The sequence below is a fragment of the Roseibium aggregatum IAM 12614 genome (assembly GCF_000168975.1).
GTDB classification, from domain to species: Bacteria; Pseudomonadota; Alphaproteobacteria; order Rhizobiales; family Stappiaceae; genus Roseibium; species Roseibium aggregatum.
Genome location: NZ_AAUW01000013.1, coordinates 98332 through 120968, shown reverse-complemented (window position 1 = coordinate 120968; position 22637 = coordinate 98332). Strand labels below are relative to the sequence as shown.

The following is a 22637-nucleotide window of genomic DNA, read 5'->3' as shown; positions in this document are numbered from 1 at the left end:
ATCAAAAGCTCTCCTCAGGTGTTGTCTCGCTGAGAGCGGTTTTGCGGAGAACTCCTTGCCTGAAGATACGTTAAAGACGGAGATGATCCGTCTGCTCCCGAAGCTGAGGAGTTTTGCTTTAAGGCTGTGCCGGAATCCGGATCAGGCAGACGATCTGGTGCAGATGACATGTGAACGTGCGATCCGCTCGCTCGATCAGTTCGATCCGGCAACCCGGCTTGATAGCTGGATGTTCCGGATTTTGCAGAACCTTTACTTCAATTCGGTTCGCGACACGGCAAACCGGGCCAGATTGTTCGACCTTGCCATGCTGGATTTCGAGGAAAGCTACGATGGTGCGAAAGCCGCCGCGAGCAGCCTGGAACTTCAGAAGGTTCAGGATTTCATCGGCGAACTGGATGAAGACAACCGTGAGGTTCTTCTGAAAATCGCCGTCGAAGGCAGAAGCTACAAGGATGTGGCGGATGAACTCGGTGTTCCGATCGGAACCGTAACCAGCCGGCTTGCCCGCGCAAGGCTCAAACTGCGTGAGTGGCTGGACACGAACGACGCCCCGCAAGGGGTCAGGCTGCGCAGCATGCCAGGGGGTGTGTGATGACATTTGACGAAAAGCGCGAACAGGTCCTGCTTGCCAAGGATATCGGCAAGATCCTGGATGCGGAAGGTTCGGAAGACGAGCGTGCGGCGCTGCTTCGCCGGATTGAGGCGACCGCCAGCGGGCAGGAACTTCTGGAGCAGATGTCGAAGGACAACACGCTCCTGCAGACTGCTGTTGCCGCGCCCGTGCCGGACGAATCGATGGCACGGTTCGAGGCGCTCATCGACAGGGAATTCGCCAAGCGCGAGGCGCCTGTGCGTCACCATGCGCACATTTCCTGGACAGGCGTCATGATCCAGATTGCGGCAGCACTGGTGATGGTTGCCGGCACCTTCGCCTTCACCACTTACTGGATGCAGACGCGGATGGACAACGCGGTGTCTTCGCTTGCCGCGCATATGGAAACCGAGCGGGTTCTGCTGGCGCAGACCGTTCAGGAAGCCCTGGAAACGAAGGTTAGCGGCGAACCCGTGTTCGTCGGTCAGGAAGGCGACTGGACGGAAGTTCTGACGCCGATCAAGACCTATCGCAGCAAAAGCGGGCACTGGTGCCGCCAGTATCTTAGGCAGACGACATTCAGCAAGCTGGATCTCGCCATTCGCGGAACGGCCTGCCGGGATGAGAACGGCACCTGGGTGACGGTTTTCGCCGAGCCGGTTTCGGACAAGTTCTCGCCACAGACCCCCGGCATCTGATCGGAGGCGGGTCAAAAACATTCGACAGCTCACCGCGCGTTTCCGGCAACGGGACGCGCGGTTTTTTTGCCCGCAACCCTGATTTTCCCGGCTTTGCTGCGTTGCCGAACTATCCACATTGCGACGCATGTTTTTCCAAGCCCGGCAATTTGCCGCCTTAAACCTTTTACCGCAATTGACAGGTGCCGTGTCGGTCAGTACCGTCCCCCGCCATGCGCCACGATTGGCTCAATTCTGCCGTTTGTAACCTAGCGTCAAGGCGGCAGGGAGCCGGAGAATGCGGTGCGGTGAAAGCCGGCCCAGCAAGAGGTTGAGACCAAATGAAGATCCTCGTACCCGTAAAACGGGTCATCGATTACAACGTGAAGGTCCGTGTGAAGGCGGATGGTTCTGGCGTCGATCTTGCCAACGTCAAGATGTCCATGAACCCCTTTGACGAAATCTCCGTCGAAGAAGCCCTGCGGCTGAAGGAAGCAGGCAAGGCGAGCGAAGTGATCGTCGTGTCCGTCGGCCCGCAGCAGGCCACCGAAACGCTGCGCACCGGCCTTGCCATGGGCGCCGACCGCGGCATTCTGGTGAAAACCGACGATACCACCGAACCGCTGGCGGTCGCGAAGATCCTGAAAGCCATTGTCGAAGCCGAAGAGCCGGGTCTTGTGATCCTTGGCAAGCAGGCCATTGACGATGACTGCAACCAGACCGGCCAGATGCTGGCAGCCCTCCTCGGCTGGAGCCAGGGCACCTTTGCCTCCAAGGTCGATCTGGGAGACGGTACTGTCGATGTCACCCGCGAAGTCGACGGCGGCCTGCAGACCATCAAGCTGAAGCTGCCAGCCATCGTGACGACGGACCTGCGCCTCAACGAGCCGCGCTATGCGTCCCTGCCGAACATCATGAAGGCGAAGAAGAAGCCGATCGACGAGAAGACCCCGGCCGATTTCGGTGTCGACACCGCGCCGCGGCTGACCGTTGTCAGCACCGCGGAGCCGGCATCGCGCCAGGCCGGCATCAAGGTCGGTTCGGTTTCCGAGCTGGTCGACAAACTCAAGAACGAAGCCGGCGTCCTTTAAGACCCGTCGCAGGAGGATAAAACATGACAACACTTCTTGTGGCCGAACATGCCGGTGGTGAACTGAACGACGCCACGGCAAAGGCCCTGACGGCTGCCGTCGCACTTGGTGCGGACGTCCATGTCCTGGTCGCCGGCAAGGGCGTTCAAAGCGTTGCCGACGCTGCATCCAAGCTTTCCGGCGTTGCCAAGGTCCTGCTTGCTGAAAGCGATGCGCTGGAGCACCAGTTGGCCGAGCCGACCGCCGACCTGATCGTCGGTCTTGCAGGCGATTATGATGCCATCGTCGCCCCGGCGACCGCCAACGGCAAGAACACCCTGCCGCGCGTAGCAGCACTGCTGGACGTGATGCAGATCTCCGACGTGACCGCCGTTATCGACGCCGAGACCTTCGAGCGTCCGATCTACGCTGGCAATGCGATCCAGACCGTAAAATCCGGCGATCCCAAGAAGGTGATCACCGTGCGGACGTCCACGTTCGCTGCGGCCGAAGCTGGCGGTTCCGCCGCTGTTGAAACCGTTGCGGGCACCGATGGTTCGGGTCTGTCTGAGTTCGTTGGCGAGGAACTGTCCAAGTCCGACCGTCCGGAACTGACATCTGCCAAGATCATCATTTCCGGTGGCCGTGCGCTCGGGTCTTCCGAGAAGTTCCAGGAAGTCATCATGCCGGTGGCAGATGCGCTTGGTGCAGCGGTTGGTGCATCGCGCGCCGCCGTCGACGCGGGCTACGCTCCGAACGACTGGCAGGTCGGACAGACCGGCAAGGTGGTTGCGCCGGATCTCTATATTGCCTGCGGCATTTCCGGTGCTATCCAGCATCTTGCCGGCATGAAGGATTCCAAGGTGATCGTCGCGATCAACAAGGATGAGGAAGCCCCGATCTTCCAGGTCGCGGACTATGGCCTTGTCGCCGATCTCTTCGACGTCCTGCCGGAATTGAAGGCTGCCGTCGAGTAAGACCTGCGGCAAATTGATCACGGACCCCGGAGCGAATGACAGTTTTCGCTCCGGGGTTCTTGCTGTTCGGCGCAAGACTTGCCAAAAATAGCCGCAACCCGTCCAAACGGGATGTTTTCAAGAGATCGGATTTTCAGGATGGCAGTCGAAATCAAGAAAGTCGGCGTAATCGGCGCTGGTCAGATGGGCAGCGGGATTGCCCATGTTTGTGCACTAGCGGGCTTCGACGTGGGATTGAGCGATCTCTCCATGGAACGGATCGAGTCCGGCCTAGCTTCGATCAACGGCAATCTGGCGCGCCAGGTGTCCAAGTCGATGATCACCGAGGAAGAGCGCAATGCAGCGCTGGACCGTATCAAGCCTGCCGAAGACCTCGATCTTTTGCGCGATGCCGACCTGGTGATCGAATCTGCCGTCGAGAACGAGCAGGTCAAACGCAAGATCTTTTCGCAGCTTTGCCCGATCCTGAAGCCGGAAGCGATCCTGGCGACCAACACCTCGTCCATCTCGATCACGCGCCTCGCCGCGTCGACCGACCGTCCGGAGCGCTTTATCGGCATCCATTTCATGAACCCTGTTCCGGTCATGGAGCTGGTCGAACTGGTGCGCGGCATTGCCACGGAAGACGAGACCTTCGAAGCATCGAAAGGTTTCTGCGTCCGTCTCGGCAAGCAGATTGCCGTGGCAGAGGATTTCCCGGCCTTCATGGTCAACCGTATCTTGCTGCCGATGATCAACGAAGCGATCTATACGCTCTATGAAGGCGTCGGTTCGGTGGATTCCATCGACAAGGCCATGCGTCTTGGCGCCAACCATCCGATGGGCCCGCTGCAGCTTGCCGATTTCATCGGCCTCGACACCTGCCTTTCGATCATGCAGGTGCTCTACGAAGGTCTGGCCGACACCAAGTACCGTCCATGCCCGCTTCTCGTGAAATATGTCGAAGCAGGGTGGCTTGGCCGCAAGACCCAACGCGGTTTCTATGACTACCGCGGCGAACATCCGGTCCCGACCCGGTAACCGGGTCGCCAGACACCGCAGAAGCGCCAGAACCACATGAACCTTGCCCGCTATTGCCTGACCAGCGCCGCCCCCGATCCGGGCAAGACGGCGCTGGAACTGGTGGGCGCGGGCGGCGCCCTTCTGGAAACCTGGAGCTATGGCACGCTGACGCGCACCGTTCTTTCGGTTGCGACGGGTCTGCGCGCCACGGGTCTTTCGCCCGGTGACCGCATTCTTCTCAGGATCGGCCATTCCAGCGATTTTCCTCTGGTCTTCTTCGGAGCCATCGCAGGCGGCTTTGTGCCGATCCCGACCTCTTCCCAGCTCACAGCATCCGAAGCTGACGCGATCCTTGCCGATAGCGGGGCCCGGATGGTGCTGCACGACGGACATACCGTGCTGCCGAACGCGGGCAGCGCCACCTTGCTGGATCCGGAGGCATTGGTCGAACTGAAGCAGGCAGAGCCTGGAGACTTCGCGGAGACCCACGCAGACGATCCGGCGTTTCTTGTCTACACCTCCGGCACGAGCGGTACGCCGAAAGGCGTGTTGCATGCGCAGCGCGCGGCCAGTGCGCGCAGGCCCATGTATGCAGGCTGGTATGGCATCAGCGCGTCCGACCGGCTGCTGCACGCCGGCGCGTTCAACTGGACCTATACGCTGGGTGCCGGATTGATGGACCCCTGGGCGAATGGTGCCACCAGTGTGGTTTATGACGGGCCGCGGGACCCGGACCTCTGGCCGGACCTGATCACCGATACACGCGCAACGCTTTTTGCGGCCGTGCCCAGTCTCTACCGGCGTATCCTGAAGTATGGCGCGGTTTCTCCAGCGTCCTTTCCCGAGCTGCGCCACGGACTGACCGCCGGTGAAGCACTTCCGGCAAGCCTTTACCGGGAGTGGACGGAGCACTCCGGGCGCGAACTCTATGAAGCGCTCGGCATGAGCGAGATCTCGACCTATCTCTCCAGCGGCCCCAGTGTTCCGGTCAAGCCGGGCTCGCCGGGCAAGCCACAGGCGGGCCGGAAGGTTGCCATCCTCAGCGAGGCGGAGGACACACCGGTGCCGGTGTCCGGACCTGAAACAGGTCTGCTGGCTGTTCACAGGGACGAACCGGGCCTGATGCTGGGGTACTGGAACCGTGCCGAGGAAACCGCGGCGGCGTTCCGGGGCGACTGGTTCCTGACCGGAGACAGGGCGCGGCAGGATGAGGACGGCTATTTCTGGTATGAAGGCCGCGCCGACGATCTGATGAACGCTTTCGGTTACCGGGTGGCGCCGGAAGAAGTGGAGCGGGTTCTTGCCGCCGATCCGCAGGTGCAGGAAGTGGCCGTGACGGCGGTGCTTGCACGCGAGGGGGTCAGCCTGATAACGGCCTTTGTGGTGCCGGCCCTGCCCGGTCAACTGGATATCGACCGCCTGGCCGCGTTCGCGGCCGAAAACCTGGCGGAATACAAGCGCCCCAAAGTGTACAAGGTGCTGGACCAGTTGCCCCGCACACCGTCCGGCAAGGTTCGGCGCAGCGTCCTGCGGGCGGGAGACTGACACATCGTTAACACCTGATTAAGGGTAGGGGGGTAGTGTGGCCACAACCTCAGGAGTTAATGATGGACAGCGTTGGCATAGCCACCACTTTCGTGGCCCAGCAACAGGCACAGACAGCCCAGACGCTTCAGACAAAGATGATGAAGATGGCCGCGCAGCAAGATGCCAATCTGGTGGCGCTGCTGCAGCAGGGCGCCGACAATCTTCAGGCTCAGCAAGCCGCACCGCCCCCCGGTCTTGGCGGACAGGTGGACGTTAGCGCCTGATCCTTTTCCTTTCCGATTTTCTTAACGGCCCGCGCGGAAATGCTCCACGCGGGCCGTTTTCGTTGGACTTCGGAGGATCTTTTTTCGGGTTGCGCTCACAACTTGTCCTTTGAAGGGTGCTTCGGAAAGTTCAGATCCTTCCTATGGTTATTCTTTATTCCGTAAAGTTTTAAGTAAATTGTTTCGATAAAATCAGCAAAAGAGTCAGCAACTGCGCGAGTTCTTTTGGAAATTTACCTTTGAATTCAGCTATTTCATGCATGGTAATCTTCGAAATCGTATCCAAGGATTGGAGCGACGATGCCAGATGCAATAGGATATGGATCATCCCAGGCGTTTCAGCCGAACACGACCAACGCGCGTGCGAACCAGGTTGCAGAGCAAGCTGAAGCGTTCAAGACAAAGCGCTCCGAAGCGGCCGCCGAGATCGCTCAGCGCCAGGCAAGCTTCAGCACCAACCGGGCAGAATTTCTGAGCCGGCAGGCTGAGCAACTGGAAGATCGTGCCGAAACGCGCCAGCTGGAAAATGGCGTGGGCGTTCAGGTCAACATCCTGGCCTGATGCGGCGCAGGACCCGGACGGGCTATCTGCAAGCGCAAGACGAACGAACAAAAAGCCGATGCACCCGAGTGTCAGGATGACGGGTGAACCTCGGCCACGGACAAGCCTCATCACCACGGCGAAGGAGTAACCCATCATGCCGAGTGCTATCGACAGTTCCTCTTCCTCGGCTGCCTACAGCGCTGCAAGTGTTCGTAGCGAACTTGCTGCCAATGCGGTCAAAGACCAGAACCAGCAGGAGCGCCAGGTTGCCGAGCGGCTGGAGAAGGCGCAGGCGACGCAGGAAGAAGACCGGCGCGAATCCCGCCGTATTCCGGGTCTGGGCAACGCAGTCGATATCAGCGTCTGATCCGGCGGAAGATCACACTTCCACCGGTTCCCCGAAGGTCTTAGATATTCTCATCTCTGGCGGCAGCCGGACGTCAGGCGTCCGGGGCCGCCATTGCGTTTTTAATAAGCGCCTTGGCCTCGCCGGAGGCCCACTCGGCAGGGCCGTACATGGTGCCGATCTCGCAGCCCTTCGGGCTTACCAGAATGGTTGTCGGCAGGCCGGTTGCCCGGGCAACCTTGCGCAGGTCCTTCAGAAGATCGTTCGAACTGTCCTGATAGAAGGCGAGGTTGCCGACGCCGACCTCGTTCAAAAAGTCTTTCGGTTTTTCCGGCCCGCCCCGGTCGAGATTGACCGCGACCACCTCGAAGGTCTCGTTCCCCATTTCCGCCTGAAGTTCATCCAGCGCCGGCATTTCCTTCCGGCACGGTGCGCACCAGGTTGCCCAGAGATTGAGGAGAACGGTCTTGCCACCGAAATCCGACAGCGCCATCTGCTTGTCGTCCGGGCCCTTGAACGTCAGGTGCTGAAGGTCCAGCGGTGCGCTCGCCGGCAGGAAGGCGGCCACCTCTCCCGTGGCAAAAGGCTTGGCGGCGGCAGCCAAATCGAGTGCTGCCGAACAGCTTTGCGCACCGGCGATGTTGCCATTCGGTCCAGCGATCACGTATAGAGCCGCTACGGCGGCCACTGCGCCCGCAAGCCCGGCGGCAATAATGCCGCGTCTGTTGGATTTTGCTGGTTCGGTTGGCTTTGTCATTCGTTCACACCCCGCAAGGGGGCGCCTTCTAAGGGACAGGACATGAGCAATCGCATGTGGGGAGGCCGGTTCGCTGAGGGACCGGACGCCATCATGGAGGAGATCAACGCCTCCATCGACTTCGACCGGAAGCTATATAAGCAGGACATCGACGGCTCGAAAGCCCATGTGCGCATGCTGGCCGAAAAAGACATTGTGACGCGGGACGATGCCGACAAGATTGTTCAAGGTCTAGACACAATCCTGTCAGAGATCGAAAGCGGCGAGTTCAAGTTTTCCCGTGCGCTTGAAGACATTCACATGAATATCGAGGCGCGCCTTGCCGAGCTGATCGGCCCGGCGGCCGGGCGCTTGCACACCGCGCGCTCGCGCAACGATCAGGTGGCGACCGATTTCCGTCTGTGGGTGCGTGACACGCTCGACACGCTCGATGATCAGCTCGGTGACCTGATGCAGGCGCTGGCGGAAAAGGCGGAAACGCATGCCGCCGACGTCATGCCCGGTTTCACGCACCTGCAATCCGCCCAGCCGGTGACCTTCGGCCATCACATGCTGGCCTATGTCGAAATGTTCGGCCGTGACCGCGGCCGTGTGCGCGATGCCCGCAAGCGTATGAACGAATGCCCGCTTGGTGCAGCCGCGCTGGCCGGCACGTCCTTCCCGATCGACCGGCACATGACCGCCAAGGCGCTCGGCTTCGACCGGCCGTCGGCAAACTCGCTCGACGCCGTGTCCGACCGCGATTTCGTCATCGAGGCGCTGGCGGCAGCTTCCCTTACAGCCATGCATCTGTCACGCCTTGCCGAGGAAATCGTCATCTGGTGCTCGGCGCAGTTCGGCTTCGTCAAACTGTCCGACAAGTTCTCGACCGGCTCTTCGATCATGCCGCAGAAGAAGAACCCGGATGCAGCGGAACTGGTGCGTGCAAAGTCCGGCCGTATCTACGGTTCACTGCAAGCGCTTCTGGTGATGATGAAGGGCCTGCCGCTTGCCTATTCCAAGGACATGCAGGAAGACAAGGAACAGGCTTTCGACGGCCTGGCCAGTGTTTCCCTGGCGCTTGCGGCGATGACCGGCATGATCCGCGATCTGGAGCCCGTCACCAAGGCGCTGAAAAAAGCCGCAGGCTCGGGCTATTCCACCGCGACGGACCTGGCCGACTGGCTGGTGCGCGTTCTCGGCCTGCCGTTCCGAGATGCCCATCACGTGACCGGCCGCATCGTGGCGATTGCCGTTGACAAGGGCATCGAGCTGCACAAGGTCTCGCTGGAAGAGATGCAGGCGGTGGAGCCGAAGATCACCAACGAGATCTTCCAGGTGCTGTCCGTCGACAAATCCGTGCGCAGCCGCACCAGCTATGGCGGCACGTCGCCCGTAAACGTGCGCAAGCAGGCGCGCCGCTGGCTGAAGGACCTGGCCAAGGCCTGATGGCCTGCTGAAGGTCCGCTCTCAGCCACGGCACGGCGCGAACTGGTCTTGCCGAAAGCGCCGTGTCATGCGAGGAGAAGGACCAGCGTGTGACTTTGTAAAAACTCCCGCGTCCGCCCGGGCGCGGGGCAGTCGATCCTAAAAGGCATAATGGTGATGACAATGCGGTTCAAAACCCTGGCTCTGGTCGGTCTTTGCCTGAGCGTGACCCTGGCAGGGTGTGGCCGCAAGGGCGGGCTGGACACTCCGGGGATGCCTGTTGAGCAGGCGGACACCGCGGTTGATCCCGCCGTGGCAGCTCCGGTTCAGCCCGAGGCCCCGGAGAGCGACAAGTCCTTTTTCCTGGATTTTCTGATCCGATAAACCACAGGCGCAGCGGAATATCCGGCTGCGCAGCGGAGCCAAGCCGGATGTGCCGAGGCACCCGGGATGCTCCATCGTTTCAATGCCGATCAGTTGTCGCACGGTCCGGTCACCTGCCGGGCACTGAACCTGATCCAGCCGCATGAGGGCCTTCCCTTGCATCACTTCGATTACAAGAATGGCGAATTGTTTGCCGAAGACGTGCCGATCGAAACGATCGCGCGTGAGGTCGGGACGCCGTTCTATTGTTATTCCACGGCGACGCTGACCCGTCACTACCAGGTGTTTGCCGCCGCGTTCAGCGATATCCCGTCGCTGGTCTGCTACGCGATGAAGGCAAATTCCAACCAGGCAGTGCTGAAGACGCTTGCACAGCTTGGCGCCGGCATGGACGTGGTCTCGGAAGGCGAATTGCGGCGCGCGCGGGCAGCCGGCGTTCCCGCGTCGAAGATCGTCTTTTCCGGTGTCGGCAAGACCGAGGCCGAACAGGCCTATGCGCTGCAGGAAGACATCCTGTGCTTCAACGTCGAATCCGAACCTGAGTTGCGCCAGCTTTCCAGGGTGGCCAGCGAGATGGGCAAGACCGCGCGGGTGTCCATGCGCATCAACCCGGATGTCGACGCCAAGACCCACGCCAAGATTGCGACCGGCAAGGCCGAGAACAAGTTCGGCATTCCCTGGCAGCGCGCCCGCGACGTTTATGCCGAGGCAGCGGCTCTGCCCGGCATCAAGGTCACCGGTATCGACATGCACATCGGTTCGCAGATCACGGAGCTGGAGCCCTTCGACAATGCGTTTGCGCGCCTGGGCGACCTGATCGCGGATCTGCGCTCCCAGGGCCATACGATCGATCATGTCGATCTCGGCGGCGGCCTGGGCATTCCCTATATCACCGACAACAACCCGCCGCCGCATCCAGATGCCTATGCGCAGGTGGTCAAGAAGCACGTGCGCGAACTGGACTGCATGGTCATGTTCGAGCCGGGCCGCATGATTGCGGGCAATGCCGGTATCCTGGTGACCGAGGTCATCTACGTGAAGGATGGCGCCGACAAGAAATTCGTCATTGTCGATGCGGCCATGAACGATCTCATCCGGCCGACGCTTTACGAAGCCTATCACGAGGTGCGTCCGGTGCGTGAACCGGCGGAAGAAACAGACCGAATCAAGGCCGACATCGTCGGTCCGGTGTGTGAAACCGGTGATTTTCTCGCCCAGAACCGGGATATGCCCAGTGTAAAGGCCGGGGAAATGCTGGCGGTCTATTCGGCCGGCGCTTATGGCGCGGTCCAGTCCTGCACCTACAATACGCGCCTGCTGGTGCCCGAAGTACTGGTAAATGCAGACCAATTTGCCGTTATCCGGCCGCGGACAAGCTACGAAGATCTGCTCGGTCTGGACCGGATTCCGGATTGGCTCAAGGGTTCGTGAACAAATCGGCCGACAATTAGTTGAACCGACAGGTTGCCGGACAGCTCGCTATGCCTCACCTTATTGTAAGGTGGGCATGTCCAGCGGGCTGCGTTTCCGGCGAAACGGGCAGTTCGGGGGGCAAAACCGGAGGTGCCATTGAGCGCGAGCGACAGCGACCCCGATCAAGACCGTCAGATTTCTCCCGAAGCTAGCGGCTGGCGGGCTATGATCCGGTCCCGGCTGGACAAGCTGGTGGGCCAGAGCCGCCGTGCGTTGTTCATCGAACGCCTCTGGCGCGCCCTGCTGCCGGTGTTTGTGGTGTTTGGCCTCTTCGTCGGGCTTTCCTGGCTCGGTCTGTGGCTGGTGCTGCCAGCCTGGGCCGGACCGCTCGGTCTTCTTGTCTTCGCCGCTGCCATCATCTGGGCGGCTCGGGATCTTTTCCGCCTGACCTGGCCGACACGCGAGGACGCGCTTGCCCGCGTTGAAAAATCCTCCGGCCGTACCCACCGTCCGCTGACCGCGCTGGAAGACGAATTGTCGGTGGGTGCGCGCGACCGCGAAAGCCAGGCTATCTGGGCTCTGCACCAGCGGCGCACGGCAGAAGCTGTTGCCGCCATCCGCTCCAAGGCGCCGGATCCGCAGGCCTTCCGCCGCGATCCCTGGGCGCTTCGTGTTCTGGCTGCCAGCGTGCTTCTGATCGGCTTTTCGACAGCCAGTGGCGATCATTTCGGCCGGCTGGTTTCGGCCTTCCAGAACCCGTTTAAGACCGTGGAAGCTCCCAGCCGTCTCGATGCCTGGGTCACGCCGCCGCTCTACACCAGCGAGCCGCCGATTTATCTGACGGGTGAAAGTGCCCAGTTGCGCGATCCCGGCACGCCGATCTCGGTGCCGGAAGGCTCCATACTTGTGGTTCGCACCCAGGGTGCACGCGATCTCAAGATGACCTATGCCCGCGCGGAAGACACCGAGCCAAAGGTGATCGAACCCGAGCTCGGCACGGAGAACGAAGACCCGGACCTGAAGGCGCTTCTGCCGGTCGAACGCCGGCTCGAACTGGAAACCACCGGTATCGTCGAGCTGCTTAACGGGGAAGAGCCTCTGTTGAGCTACGTCTTTGCGGTGAAGCCGGATGATGCGCCGAGTATCCGCTTGACGGACGATCCTGAAGAACAGCTCAGCGGCGCGCTCAAGTTTTCCTATCTGGTCAATGACGACTACGGCGTCGTGGCGGCCGAAGCCCGCATCGCTCCGCTTCCCAATCCGGATCACGACAACCGGGCACCCAGGCCGCTTGTGGAGGCTCCCCAGTTTCCATTGTCGCTGCCGGCGCGTGCCGGAACGGCCAAGACCGCGGAAACCATCCGGGATCTGACGTCCCATCCCTGGGCAGGCTCTGAGGTCAACCTGTCGCTGCTTGCACGCGATCAGGCGGGCCAGGAAGGCCTGTCGCCTGCCTATCGCATCACCCTGCCCCAGCGCCGCTTCGGCAAGCCTCTGGCACGCGCCGTTGTCGAGCAGCGCCGCAATCTGGCGCTCGATGCCGAAAGCCAGGATCAGGTCATCATCGCGTTCGACGCCCTGATGCTGGCGCCGGAAATGTTCGACTTCAAGCCGCGCAACTACCTGGGCATGCGTTTTGCCTATGGGGCTCTGGTGAATGCCCGAACCGATGAGGAGCTGAAAGCCCTGTTGCCGCTTCTGTGGGATCTGGCCCTGTCGATCGAGGATGGTGACCTGTCGGCAGCCGAACGCAAGCTGCGCGATGCCCAGGAAGCCCTGCGCAAGGCGCTGGAGGAAGGGGCGAGCGACGAGGAAATCGCAAAGCTGACCCAGCAACTGCGCGAAGCTTTGAACGAATACATGCAGGCGCTGGCCGAGCAGATGCGCCAGAACCCGCAGGCCATGCAGCCCTTTGATGGCAATCAGCAGACCTTGAGCGAGCAGGATCTGAGCGAAATGCTGGACCGCATCGAGGAACTGGCGCGCACCGGTTCGCGCGATGCCGCTCGCGAACTGCTGGCACAGATGCAGCAGATGCTGGAAAACCTGCAGGCCGGCCGCCCGCAGATGATGCCCAACAGCATGTCCAGCGAAATGATGGAAATGCTCAACCAGCTTGGTGAAATGATCCAGCGACAACAGCAGCTGATGGACGAGACCCACAAGTTCAACCAGGACCAGCAGCAACAGCGCCGTGGCCAGCAACAGCAGCCCGGGCAACAGCAGCAGCAAGGTCAGGGCCAGCAACTGACCCAGGAACAGCTTGAGCAGATGCTGCAGCAGTTGCAGGAAGGCCAGGGTGAGCTGGCGCAGCAGCTTCAGGAACTCATGGATCAGCTCAGCCAGAACGGCATGGGCCAGAACCAGGCGCTCGGCGAGGCGGGCGAATCCATGGGCGAGGCGCAGCAGTCCCTGGGTGAAGGTCAGGGTCAGCAGGCGCTTGGCGAGCAAGGCGATGCCCTCGACGCGCTGCGGCGTGGCGCACAAGGCCTCACCGAGCAGATGATGGGCCAGGGTGAAGGTGCGGGCTCGCCCAACGGTCCCTCGCCGATGGACGAGGACCCGCTTGGCCGCCCGCGGCGCACCGAAGGCCCGGATTTCAACAACCGGGTGCGTATCCCGGACGAGATCGACGTGCAGCGGGCCCGCCGGATCCTGGAAGAGCTCCGCCGCCGTTTCTCAGATCCGTCCCGGCCGCAGCTCGAGCTCGATTATCTGGAGCGGCTGCTGAAGCGGTACTAGGCCTTTTCGAAAAAAGGTTCATGACCCCGCTTTGGCGGGGTCAGTTGTTTTTGACGGTGATGTTTGTGTTTGTGGCCCACCCTTCGAGGCGCGCACACGTGCGCTCCTCAGGATGAGGTTGACTTTTGGGGTGAGGCCTTTTGTAGGCCCCGCGGAGAGCCCAGCCACATTCAGATATCTCGTTGCCACAAGATCACCCTCATCCTGAGGAAGCGCGAAGCGCTGTCTCGAAGGATCGGCCGCTTGCGCACTTCACTGTGTTCTGAAGGGAAATGGAAAATACCGGCGTGAGAAGCCCAAACAAAAACCCCGCCGAAGCGGGGTCTTGGGTTTCGGAGCCATGGCCGGAAGCCTTATGCGTAGCGGCGGGTCTCGCTCGGCAGATCGCCGGAAATGGCGTTGCGCACGGCCTTGCGAATGTCAGCCAGCGAAAATGGCTTGGTGACCACGTCATGCACCAGGGTTTCAAGGCCGTTGGCCCGTTCGCGCTGGTCGGCAAAGCCGGTCATGAGAAGGATCGGCATCCGCGGGTAGTCGCGGGCTGCGTGCAAGGCAAGGGCAATGCCGTCCATGACGGGCATCTTGATGTCGGACAGCAGCAGATCGAAGCTGCCCTTCTCGCGGGTCAGAACTTCGACGGCTTCGCCGCCATCCTCGGCCGCTTCGACGGAATGACCGTCAAGCTCCAGGGCACGCTTTACGAAGCTGCGGACAGCTTCATCGTCTTCAGTAAGAAGAATGCGAGCCATGCTCACTCTCCCGTGTTGCCGTCTGCCGCTCCGTCGTCCGGGGCGACAACGTATCCAATATAGGGCAACTGCCGCCAAGCGTGGCCCATATCCATACCATATCCGACGACAAACTTATCAGGACAGGCAAAACCAACGTAATCGGCAGATATGGCAGCTTTACGGCGCTCGGGTTTATCCAGCAAAGCTGCGATCTTTACCGAGCGTGCGCCTCTGTTCAGCAGCCGCTCCCGCGCGAAGGCGAGTGTGCGGCCAGATTCCAGGATATCATCCACTAAAATTATATCGCGCTCGTTAACGTCACTTTCAACATCGCGCAAAATACGGATGGTATCTGAGCCTTCGGTGCCGGCCCCGTAAGAGGACAGGTGCATGAACTCCATTTCCGGCTGAAGCGAGGCCCGGTGCATGGCCCGGACGAGGTCGGCCGCAAAAATGAAACTGCCTTTCAGCACGGCGACGACCAGCAGGTTCTGCGGTTTGCCTTCGGCGATTTCCTCTGCGAGTGCGCTAACGCGCTGGGCGATGGCGTCTTCATCGAACAGAGTATGGATATGTGATGTCATGGTCACTCTAGAACTACCTGGCGTTGGCCGCGTTCAACAAACCGCACCTGGATATCGGTGGCGGTTTTCGGAGGGTCGGCTAATATCGTCCTGAACCGGGTTTCGTCCAGTGCGTTTAGCGTTTTTGTTCTGGGTTCCACCGTCCAGGCATAAACTTCCTGCATGTCGGCACCGCGGATCGACAGACGCACCGCGGGAACGGAGTTGAGCTCGTCGAGCAGATTGCGGATCGACCCTTCGACCACGAGAACCTTCTTGCCGTCCTCGACTTCAGTGAAGGTGCGCAGGTTGCGGAATTCCAGTCCGCGCAGGTTTACCTCAAATCCGATCATTCCGAACAGACTGGCGAGGTCAGGAGACTGCTTCACCAGCGTGTCGCGCATGAGAACGAACATGACGCAGACCGCTACGGCGACGCCAAACAGCGCGACGCCGCCGATGCGCCGATAGTTGCGCCGGACCAGCCAGTTCAGGATCGCGCCGATCTGGTCTCTGCGGAACTTGTTCGGGTTGACTATGATTTTCGGCCGCTTGGCCAGGGATTCAATGTCGGCCTTGTTCTCCAGCCCGGCCGACCGGGCGTCTTCCTCAAGGTCCGCGGTAAATTTCGCCTCGTCGCTGGCTGTGCGGGCAGCAGCCGGTTCGGGAATGGCGGCGGCAGGCGCGTCGTCCTCGTCTTCAGGTTCCGCGTCGAAGGTTTCTTCCTCGGCGTCGGCGGCCCACTCGGCTTCGTCCTGTTCGGGGTCTTCCTCTACCGTGGGGGATGCAGTGCCGTCGCCGGTCTTGGCGCTGAACGCGACCTCGCCTTCTTCGTCGTCGTCGGGCGAAACGAACCAGCGGTTGCCGCACTTGGCGCATTTGACGCTGCGCCCTTCCGGGCCAAGGGCCTCTACCTTAATCTCGTAGGACGTACTGCAGTCCGGACATTTGATCTTCATGTGCGAAGACCTTTCGCCATGGCATGCTCTATCGGTTCACTTCGGAACCCCGGGGGGTCGAAATCCGGCACGAAATATTGGACAAGGGCCAAGCAAATCCTATGACGGGCTTTCAGGTCCTTAATGGACCTTTATATGATTAATGCACCGTTAACGGCCAGGCTATAGCGTTCAGGCCATCAACAGGAGTAATTTTGTGATCCGCTTCGAAAATGTCGGATTGAGATACGGAATGGGACCGGAAATCCTGCGCGATCTGACCTTTCAGATCGAGCCGCAGTCGTTTCAGTTCCTGACCGGGCCTTCCGGGGCGGGCAAGACAAGTCTGATCCGGCTCTTGTTCATGTCCCTGCGTCCGACCCGTGGGTTGATCAAGGTGTTCAACCGCGACCTGAGCGTGATCGACAAGCAGGAATTGCCGAAACTCCGGCGCAAGATCGGTGTGGTGTTTCAGGATTTCCGGCTGCTGGACCATCTGACGACATATGAAAATGTCGCCCTGCCGCTGCGTGTGGTGGGAAAGGATGAATCCGAGTATCGTTCCGACGTGATCGATCTGTTGCGATGGGTCGGGCTTGGCGACCGTATGCATGTTCTGCCGCCGGTGCTGTCCGGCGGGGAAAAGCAGCGCGCCGCGATCGCGCGGGCGCTGATCACGCGCCCGGAGATGCTGCTTGCCGACGAGCCGACCGGTAACGTGGATCCGCCACTTGCACGCCGTCTGTTGCGCCTTTTCATTGAATTGAACAAACTCGGCACGTCTGTCGTCATCGCGACCCATGATATCGCGCTGCTGGAACAGGTGGACGCCCGGCGCATGGTGCTTGCGGACGGGCGCCTCTCAATTTTCGATTAGGCGGCATAATGGTTCAGTCCGACGACACCGACAAAAAACAGGCGAGCGCTTCCAGCGTCCGTCCGCCCAGGCGGATGGAACGTCCGAAGCGTGGCCGCAAGCCGGCCCGCAAGGCCGCACCCAAGCCGAAAAACGAGGCGCCCCAGGGAGACGACGCCAAATTGCGCCCCTCCGCGGCGATTGTGCCGCCGCAGGCCGTTGCCGGGCGGGCGCTTACGCTTGTGGTTGCCATCATGAGCTTTCTGGCCTGTCTGACGGTGGGCGCCGTTTCGGTGGTGTGGGATGCTGCCGATGCCTGGCAGAACGATCTGGTGCGCGAGATCACCATCCAGATCCGACCGACCGAAGGCGTCGACATGCTGCGGGAAATCGACAAGGCGGTTGCGCTCGCGCAGGAGTTTCCGGGCATCGATTCCGTTCGTGCCCTGTCGGATGCCGAAACCAAGGCGTTGCTGGAACCCTGGCTTGGCGAAGGGCTGCAGCTTGACGGCCTGCCGGTGCCGCGGCTCATCCAGATCACCGTCGGAGATCCGGAACTCCTGAACCTGTCGCAATTGCGCGACATGGTCTCCCAGACCGTGGCCGGTGCAAGCGTCGACGATCACTCGGTCTGGACGTCAAGATTGTCGGCCATGGCCGGTGCCGTGGTGCTTGGCGGTTTTGCCATCATGGTGCTCGTGCTCGGCTCGATGGTCCTGAGCGTCGTCTTCGCGACGCAGGCGGCCATGGCCGGAAACAAGGACGTCGTCTCCGTTCTGCATTTCGTCGGTGCGGAAGATGGCTTCATCGCGCGTGAATTCCAGCGGCACTTCCTGATGCTGGGTCTGAAGGGCGGCGTTTCCGGCGGTGTCGCGGCGATCCTGAGCTTTCTCACGGTCGACATGCTCACCCGGCAGAGCTCCGGCCAGGCCGGTTCCGATCAGATGTCGGCTCTCTTCGGCGGCATCTCCGTCAGCCTGCCCGGTTACCTCGGTGTGTTCGGCGTGGTGTTCCTCGTGGCGATCCTGACAGCCCTTACTTCGGGTCTCGCAGTCAAGGCCCATCTGGCGAAAGTGGATTGATTTTATCACACAATGCCGTGAAATTGGCCGAATCACTTATCATAGTCGCGCCATGACCCATGCTGACACAGTGTTAGACCCCGTTCTGGACGACGGAAGTGCCGTCGTTGGCGAACGGCGTGTGTCCAAATCGCAGGACCAGCGCGCAGCACGCAGGAGCACCACCACGGGCGATACGCGCAAGAAGCGATTTGGCCTCAGGGTCCTGTTCGTCGCGGTCGTTACGGCTCTTTTGGCCGGAACCGCCGGGCAGTTTGCCATGTTCGCCCAGAAGGTCGCCAACGCCAGGGTGCCGGCCACTGCCAATGCGGATGCCATCGTGGTGCTGACGGGTGGGCACGCCCGCGTCAACGAGGCCGTCCGCCTTCTGGAAGAAGGACGCGCCAACCGCTTGCTGATTTCCGGCGTTCATCCGGGGACCACGCGCGAACAGCTTGCCGCCGTTACCGCATCCAACATGCCGCTGGAAACGAACAGCGTCGATCTTGACCGCGTTGCGCTCAATACTGCGGGCAATGCGGTGGAAACCGCCAACTGGGTCAGGAAAAACGGGTTCTCTTCCTTGCTGGTGGTGACCAGTGCCTACCATCTTCCACGGGCCAAGGTGGAACTTGCCGGAGCCCTGCCGGATGTTTCCCTGATTGCCTATCCGGTCTTCTCCAAGGACTTGAAGCTGGATCACTGGTACAGGGAACCGGCAACGATGCGGCTTCTCATGCGCGAATATGTGAAGTATATCCTCGCCCGACTCCGGATTACCGTGCAGGGTATGCGCTGACAGCAGTCGGGCCATGGCCGAGCGGTGACTTCACCTACGACCAGTCTTTGCGGTGCCATGGTTTTTCTGCGCTCTACCCTTTTCCAGATCCTGTTTTATACCGTCACCTTGCTGCTGATGATCCTGTTCGCGCCGGTGATGCTACTGCCGCGCCGCTGGGGCTGGTGGGTAGTGCCGACCTGGTCGCGGGTGCTGCAGCTGCTGATGCGCGTGTTTGCGGGCATCAAGGTGGAAGTCCGGGGGCGGGAAAACCTGCCAGAAGGCGGTTTCATTGCCGCCATGAAACATCAGTCCGCCTGGGAAACGGTGGCGATGATACCGTTGTTCAGAAGCCCCACCTTCATCCTGAAGCGAGAGTTGCGCTGGATACCGATTTTCGGCTGGTACACGGCCAAGTTCAAGCAGATCCCGATCAACCGCGGCAAGCGGACTGAAGCGCTGGCTGCGATGATGCAGGCCGCCAAACAGGCGATTGCTGAAAAGCGCCAGATCCTGATCTTTCCCGAAGGAACACGCCGGCCCGCCGGGGCCGAGCCGAAATACAAGTTCGGGATTGCCCATCTCTACCGCGACCTGAAATGCCCGGTGGTGCCGATTGCCCACAATGCCGGCCTCTACTGGCCTCGTGCCTCGTGGAAGGTCTATCCGGGTACGGTGATCGTCGAGATCCTGCCACCGATCGAACCGGGTCTGGCCCCGAACGCCTTTTACGGCAGAATGGTCACGGAAATCGAAGCGGCCAGCGACCGGCTGATCGAGGAAGCCCGCGCGGCCAGCAAGCCCTCCCCGGTGCTTGAGGACGTCGACACACGCCGCAAGGCACAACCGGCCTGAAAAAAGACCGCCCCAACGCGTTGAGGCGGTCTTTCAGTTTGAAGGCGAGGTTCAGGTGCGATGACCCACCTGAACCTGTCTTCCGGCTGCCTTAATGCGCTGCCTTGCCGGCTTCTGCCGTCTGCAGGCGCATCAGGCCCAGATGCAGCACACCGCCCAGAACCGCGCCGATGACCCAGCCGTAGCCGGAGAGTTCCGACAGGGCCGGAACCCACACGGTTGCCACCGAGAACAGTGCGGCAATGGCGAAGGCAAAGATCGCCTTCATGTTCCAGCCGTTGTTGTAGTGGTAGCGGGCCTCCGGATCGGAGGAAAACAGCGCCTCGACATCGATGTTCTGCTTGCGCACCAGGTAGTAGTCCGCGACCAGAATGCCGTAGAGCGGTGCCAGGAAGGCGCCAAGCGTGTCGACGAAAGCGGCAATGCCGATGTTCGAGATGACCGACACCCACAGCGCGCCGATGAAGAAGGCGATGACGGCGGTGATGATGCCGCCGGTCTTGGCCGAGATCTTCTCCGGGTTGAGGTTGGCAATGTCATAGGCCGGCGGAATGAAGTTTGCCACCAGGTTGATGCCCACAGTTGCCGCGAAGAAGGTGATGGCGGCGATCAGCGTCAGCAGAACGTTGTCGACACGGTCGACGATGTCGGCCGGGTTCACCAGCTTTTCGCCGAACAGCACGACGGTGCCGGCGGTCACGAACAGGGCGATGAACGAGAAGAACGCCATGGAGACCGGCAGACCCCAGAAGTTGCCGCGCTTCATGGCGCGTTCATCCGAAACGAAGCGGGAAAAATCGCCGAAGTTGATCACGACGGCGGCGAAATAGGCGATCATCGTGCCAACCACTGCGACAAAGGCCGCAACGGGTCCCCGCGGATCGGATGCTTCGCTGCCTTCAAAGATGGTGCCGAGGGCGGCGAAGATGCCGTTGCCGGCTTTCCACCAGATCACCAGGCACAGCGCGATCATGACGATATAGACGAACGGGCCTGCCCAGTTCAGGAACTTGCCGACCCAATCGATGCCCTTCATGAACAGGGCAACCTGGAAGACGCAGACGATGAGATAGGAAATCCAGCCGACAGCTGTCATGCCCAGGAATTCCGCTCCGCCTTCGCTGCCGATCAGCGTGTTGAACAGCAAGGCGACCGCTGTCGAGGCGAAATAGGTCTGCACGCCGTACCAGAAAATGGCGACGATGCCGCGCACCAGAGCCGGAAAACGGGCGCCGTAGACCCCCATCGAGGCACGCGCGATCACCGGATAGGGCACGCCGTGCTTTACTGACGGCCGGCCGGTGAGATTGACCAGCACCATGACGAAGAAACCGGCCAGCACGATCGCCGCGAAGACCATCCAGCCGTTGAGGCCGTAGGTGATGAACAGCGATGCGGCCAGGGTGTAGCCGAACAGGCTCTGGATATCGTTGTTCCAGACGTTGAAGATCTCGAAGGCGCCCCACTTGCGCTCCGAAGCCGGGATCGGCGCGAGGTCTTCGTTGTAGAGACCTCCGTCTCGCGGACCCGATTTGCCAGATAAATTCGCCATAGTCTCCTCCTTGCGGCCACATCCCCGGCGGCCTTGGTGTCTTTCCCGACGTTCGCGTGACTTCTTGCGTTCTCCCGGACGCAGGAAGCGCTTGGCTGTGCATTGCAAAAAGTTTGTGCTTGCATCTAACATTTTACAAAGCATGTTAGGTAACAGACTATGCGGAATTTCAAGCAAGTCCTTTCGGTTTTGCTTGGAAATGCCTGTGGAGACAACCTGCGATCATCCAGGCCGGATCGACGGAGCTGCAATGAAGGACGCGAACAATGGCGAGTTGCTGAACGACAAGGCTTTTCAAGCGCTTGTCGAAGCCTTGCGCAGCGGGTCGCTGCGCAATGGCCAGTTCCTGTCGATGTCCCAGCTCGTCGACCTTCTGCAATATCCGATCGCGCCTGTACGCGAAGCCGTGAAATACGCCAGCTCGCAAGGGTTCCTGACGACGGTGCCCAAACGCGGACTTCAGGTGATGGAAGCAAGCGCTGACAACATCCGCGAATGTCTCGACGAACGGCTGGTTCTGGATCAGGAAGGCGCGCGGCGGCGCATTTCACAGGGTAATCTGAGCGGCCTGGAGGCCTTGCGCCACCGGCACGAGGTCATGCGGGAAGCGGCAAGGACCGGCCCCGCCGTCAGCCTGCCGCCCAAGGCCATCGAGGTAGATCTGTCCTTGCACAGTTACCTTGGCGAAGGTCTTGGAAACTCGCTTCTGTCAGCGGCTTACGCGGCCAACCGCATCCGGATCGCCGTGATCCAGCATGCGCGGCCGTTTCTAGCCGACCGGATCGCCTCGGCGATGGACGAGCATCTGGCGGTCATCGACGCGCTGGAAGCGCACAACGAGGCCGAGGCGGTGCAGGCGCTGAAGTATCACTGCGAGCAGACGCTGCGCTGGTGGGGCGTTCCCTGAAAAAGGGAGTAGGCGTTGCCACTGCTGTGATCAGGTTTTCAGGCGTTCGGCCAGCCAGGCCAGACCTGTGTCGGGAATGCCCATGTCCTGAAGGTGGGCCGCGGTGTTGATGACATAGTCCGGATTGGCTCCCGACTTGCCGACGGCGCCCCTCACGATCTCAAGCTGCTCTTCCAGCGGCAGCGCCCCTGCATACTGGGCGTGGCTGTGATCGACCATGTAGACAAGCGCCTCAACCGTCTCGCCGCTGTCGAGTTCGACGTGATGATGGTGTTCCTTGTAGACCATGGTCGTCTGTTCGCGGGCGCGCAGATACTCCAGCACCTGCGGCCAGATGTCCCTGGAGACCTGATAGGCGATGCCCCGGCAGGCGCCGCCGTTATCGAGACCGAAGACCAGCCCGGGGCGCTGCTGGGTGCCCCGGTGCACCCAGGAATAGACGCAAAGCGAGCGATGCGCACCGCGCAGCAGAGCCGGTTCGGCGCGCTTGTGATCAAATCCTGGGTTCCACATCAAAGAACCATAGCCAAAGACCCAAAAATCGCTCATATCGACCTGTCTTGTGTTACCGCAGCTGCGGAGATAGCAAGCTGCACCGGCCGTTTCAATGGCACTCCGGCAGTCGTCTGTCTTGAAGATGGCCGTTGGTGGCAGTGTGGCCGGCCCGGAAAC

The 22637-nt window shown here is 61.0% G+C and carries 24 protein-coding genes; 18 read left to right on the top strand and 6 right to left on the bottom strand.

Features of this window, described 5'->3' with window-relative positions:
* The first annotated feature begins 55 nt into the window (after positions 1-55).
* The 9 genes from SIAM614_RS18205 (at position 56) to SIAM614_RS18165 (ending at position 7042) form a co-directional block, all read left to right on the top strand.
* Positions 56-595 carry an RNA polymerase sigma factor gene (locus tag SIAM614_RS18205; RefSeq protein ID WP_040440555.1) on the top strand — a complete coding sequence of 180 codons (540 nt, stop codon included), beginning with the start codon at positions 56-58 and terminating at the stop codon, positions 593-595.
* The gene (locus SIAM614_RS18200) at positions 595-1293 is read left to right on the top strand and encodes a hypothetical protein (protein ID WP_006936818.1); all 699 of its coding nucleotides are present in this window, start codon (positions 595-597) and stop codon (positions 1291-1293) included. The genes SIAM614_RS18205 and SIAM614_RS18200 overlap by 1 nt, the downstream gene beginning before the upstream one ends.
* A 320-nt stretch (positions 1294-1613) precedes the next feature.
* Entirely contained in the window at positions 1614-2363 is a 750-nt protein-coding gene (locus SIAM614_RS18195) for an electron transfer flavoprotein subunit beta/FixA family protein (RefSeq protein ID WP_006936816.1), read from the top strand.
* 23 nt (positions 2364-2386) lie between these two features.
* A complete protein-coding gene (locus tag SIAM614_RS18190) occupies positions 2387-3319 on the top strand; it encodes an electron transfer flavoprotein subunit alpha/FixB family protein (protein WP_006936814.1) in 933 nt (310 codons plus the stop codon).
* A 138-nt stretch (positions 3320-3457) separates the two neighbouring features.
* Entirely contained in the window at positions 3458-4339 is an 882-nt protein-coding gene (locus SIAM614_RS18185; protein ID WP_006936813.1) for a 3-hydroxybutyryl-CoA dehydrogenase, read from the top strand.
* A 36-nt stretch (positions 4340-4375) separates the two neighbouring features.
* Positions 4376-5866 (top strand): class I adenylate-forming enzyme family protein, encoded by a 1491-nt coding sequence (locus SIAM614_RS18180; RefSeq protein ID WP_006936812.1) that lies wholly within the window; start codon positions 4376-4378, stop codon positions 5864-5866.
* Positions 5867-5928: 62 nt separating this feature from the next.
* The gene (locus SIAM614_RS18175) at positions 5929-6132 is read left to right on the top strand and encodes a hypothetical protein (RefSeq protein WP_040440582.1); all 204 of its coding nucleotides are present in this window, start codon (positions 5929-5931) and stop codon (positions 6130-6132) included.
* Positions 6133-6432: 300 nt separating this feature from the next.
* A complete protein-coding gene (locus tag SIAM614_RS32065; RefSeq protein WP_006936810.1) occupies positions 6433-6693 on the top strand; it encodes a hypothetical protein in 261 nt (86 codons plus the stop codon).
* Between the two features lie 136 nt (positions 6694-6829).
* Positions 6830-7042 carry a hypothetical protein gene (locus SIAM614_RS18165; RefSeq protein WP_006936809.1) on the top strand — a complete coding sequence of 71 codons (213 nt, stop codon included), beginning with the start codon at positions 6830-6832 and terminating at the stop codon, positions 7040-7042.
* Positions 7043-7115: 73 nt separating this feature from the next.
* Here the strand turns inward: SIAM614_RS18165 and tlpA are convergent, their stop codons facing one another.
* The gene (tlpA, locus tag SIAM614_RS18160) at positions 7116-7778 is read right to left on the bottom strand and encodes a thiol:disulfide interchange protein TlpA (RefSeq protein ID WP_006936808.1); all 663 of its coding nucleotides are present in this window, start codon (positions 7776-7778) and stop codon (positions 7116-7118) included.
* A 42-nt stretch (positions 7779-7820) separates the two neighbouring features.
* On the opposite strand from tlpA, the gene argH reads away from it, so the two are divergent.
* The 4 genes from argH to SIAM614_RS18140 all read left to right on the top strand — a co-directional run bounded on the left by argH (position 7821) and on the right by SIAM614_RS18140 (position 13724).
* Positions 7821-9206 (top strand): argininosuccinate lyase, encoded by a 1386-nt coding sequence (argH, locus tag SIAM614_RS18155; protein ID WP_006936806.1) that lies wholly within the window; start codon positions 7821-7823, stop codon positions 9204-9206.
* Between the two features lie 162 nt (positions 9207-9368).
* Positions 9369-9569 carry an LPS translocon maturation chaperone LptM gene (lptM, locus tag SIAM614_RS18150; protein ID WP_198137347.1) on the top strand — a complete coding sequence of 67 codons (201 nt, stop codon included), beginning with the start codon at positions 9369-9371 and terminating at the stop codon, positions 9567-9569.
* Between the two features lie 156 nt (positions 9570-9725).
* Positions 9726-11000: a diaminopimelate decarboxylase gene (gene lysA, locus SIAM614_RS18145; protein WP_006936795.1), complete on the top strand. Its 1275-nt coding sequence runs from the start codon at positions 9726-9728 to the stop codon at positions 10998-11000.
* 138 nt (positions 11001-11138) lie between these two features.
* Complete coding sequence (locus tag SIAM614_RS18140) at positions 11139-13724, top strand: TIGR02302 family protein (protein ID WP_040440553.1); 2586 nt, start codon at positions 11139-11141, stop codon at positions 13722-13724.
* Between the two features lie 353 nt (positions 13725-14077).
* Here SIAM614_RS18140 and SIAM614_RS18135 read toward each other — a convergent pair whose 3' ends face one another.
* Genes SIAM614_RS18135 through SIAM614_RS18125 form a run of 3 tightly spaced genes read right to left on the bottom strand, consistent with a single transcriptional unit; the run spans position 14078 to position 15977 of the window.
* On the bottom strand, positions 14078-14473 hold the full coding sequence (locus SIAM614_RS18135; RefSeq protein WP_006936791.1) for a response regulator: 396 nt from the start codon (positions 14471-14473) through the stop codon (positions 14078-14080).
* 2 nt (positions 14474-14475) lie between these two features.
* Positions 14476-15039, bottom strand: coding sequence for a hypoxanthine phosphoribosyltransferase (gene hpt, locus SIAM614_RS18130; RefSeq protein WP_040440552.1), 564 nt, complete (start codon positions 15037-15039; stop codon positions 14476-14478).
* Positions 15040-15041: 2 nt separating this feature from the next.
* Positions 15042-15977 carry a zinc-ribbon domain-containing protein gene (locus tag SIAM614_RS18125; RefSeq protein WP_006936786.1) on the bottom strand — a complete coding sequence of 312 codons (936 nt, stop codon included), beginning with the start codon at positions 15975-15977 and terminating at the stop codon, positions 15042-15044.
* A 196-nt stretch (positions 15978-16173) separates the two neighbouring features.
* Here SIAM614_RS18125 and ftsE point away from each other — a divergent pair, with 196 nt between their 5' ends.
* The 4 genes from ftsE (at position 16174) to SIAM614_RS18105 (ending at position 19506) form a co-directional block, all read left to right on the top strand.
* Entirely contained in the window at positions 16174-16833 is a 660-nt protein-coding gene (gene ftsE, locus SIAM614_RS18120; RefSeq protein ID WP_006936783.1) for a cell division ATP-binding protein FtsE, read from the top strand.
* An 8-nt stretch (positions 16834-16841) separates the two neighbouring features.
* Positions 16842-17894, top strand: coding sequence for a cell division protein FtsX (locus tag SIAM614_RS18115; RefSeq protein ID WP_006936781.1), 1053 nt, complete (start codon positions 16842-16844; stop codon positions 17892-17894).
* A 70-nt stretch (positions 17895-17964) separates the two neighbouring features.
* Positions 17965-18672 (top strand): YdcF family protein, encoded by a 708-nt coding sequence (locus SIAM614_RS18110; RefSeq protein ID WP_208984030.1) that lies wholly within the window; start codon positions 17965-17967, stop codon positions 18670-18672.
* Positions 18673-18696: 24 nt separating this feature from the next.
* Entirely contained in the window at positions 18697-19506 is an 810-nt protein-coding gene (locus tag SIAM614_RS18105) for a lysophospholipid acyltransferase family protein (RefSeq protein WP_208984029.1), read from the top strand.
* A 91-nt stretch (positions 19507-19597) separates the two neighbouring features.
* Here SIAM614_RS18105 and SIAM614_RS18100 read toward each other — a convergent pair whose 3' ends face one another.
* Complete coding sequence (locus SIAM614_RS18100; RefSeq protein ID WP_006936778.1) at positions 19598-21058, bottom strand: NCS1 family nucleobase:cation symporter-1; 1461 nt, start codon at positions 21056-21058, stop codon at positions 19598-19600.
* Positions 21059-21308: 250 nt separating this feature from the next.
* Here SIAM614_RS18100 and SIAM614_RS18095 point away from each other — a divergent pair, with 250 nt between their 5' ends.
* On the top strand, positions 21309-21965 hold the full coding sequence (locus SIAM614_RS18095; protein ID WP_040440581.1) for a GntR family transcriptional regulator: 657 nt from the start codon (positions 21309-21311) through the stop codon (positions 21963-21965).
* 30 nt (positions 21966-21995) lie between these two features.
* Here the strand turns inward: SIAM614_RS18095 and SIAM614_RS18090 are convergent, their stop codons facing one another.
* Positions 21996-22514: a gamma-glutamylcyclotransferase gene (locus SIAM614_RS18090; RefSeq protein WP_040440580.1), complete on the bottom strand. Its 519-nt coding sequence runs from the start codon at positions 22512-22514 to the stop codon at positions 21996-21998.
* Positions 22515-22637 lie beyond the last annotated feature (123 nt).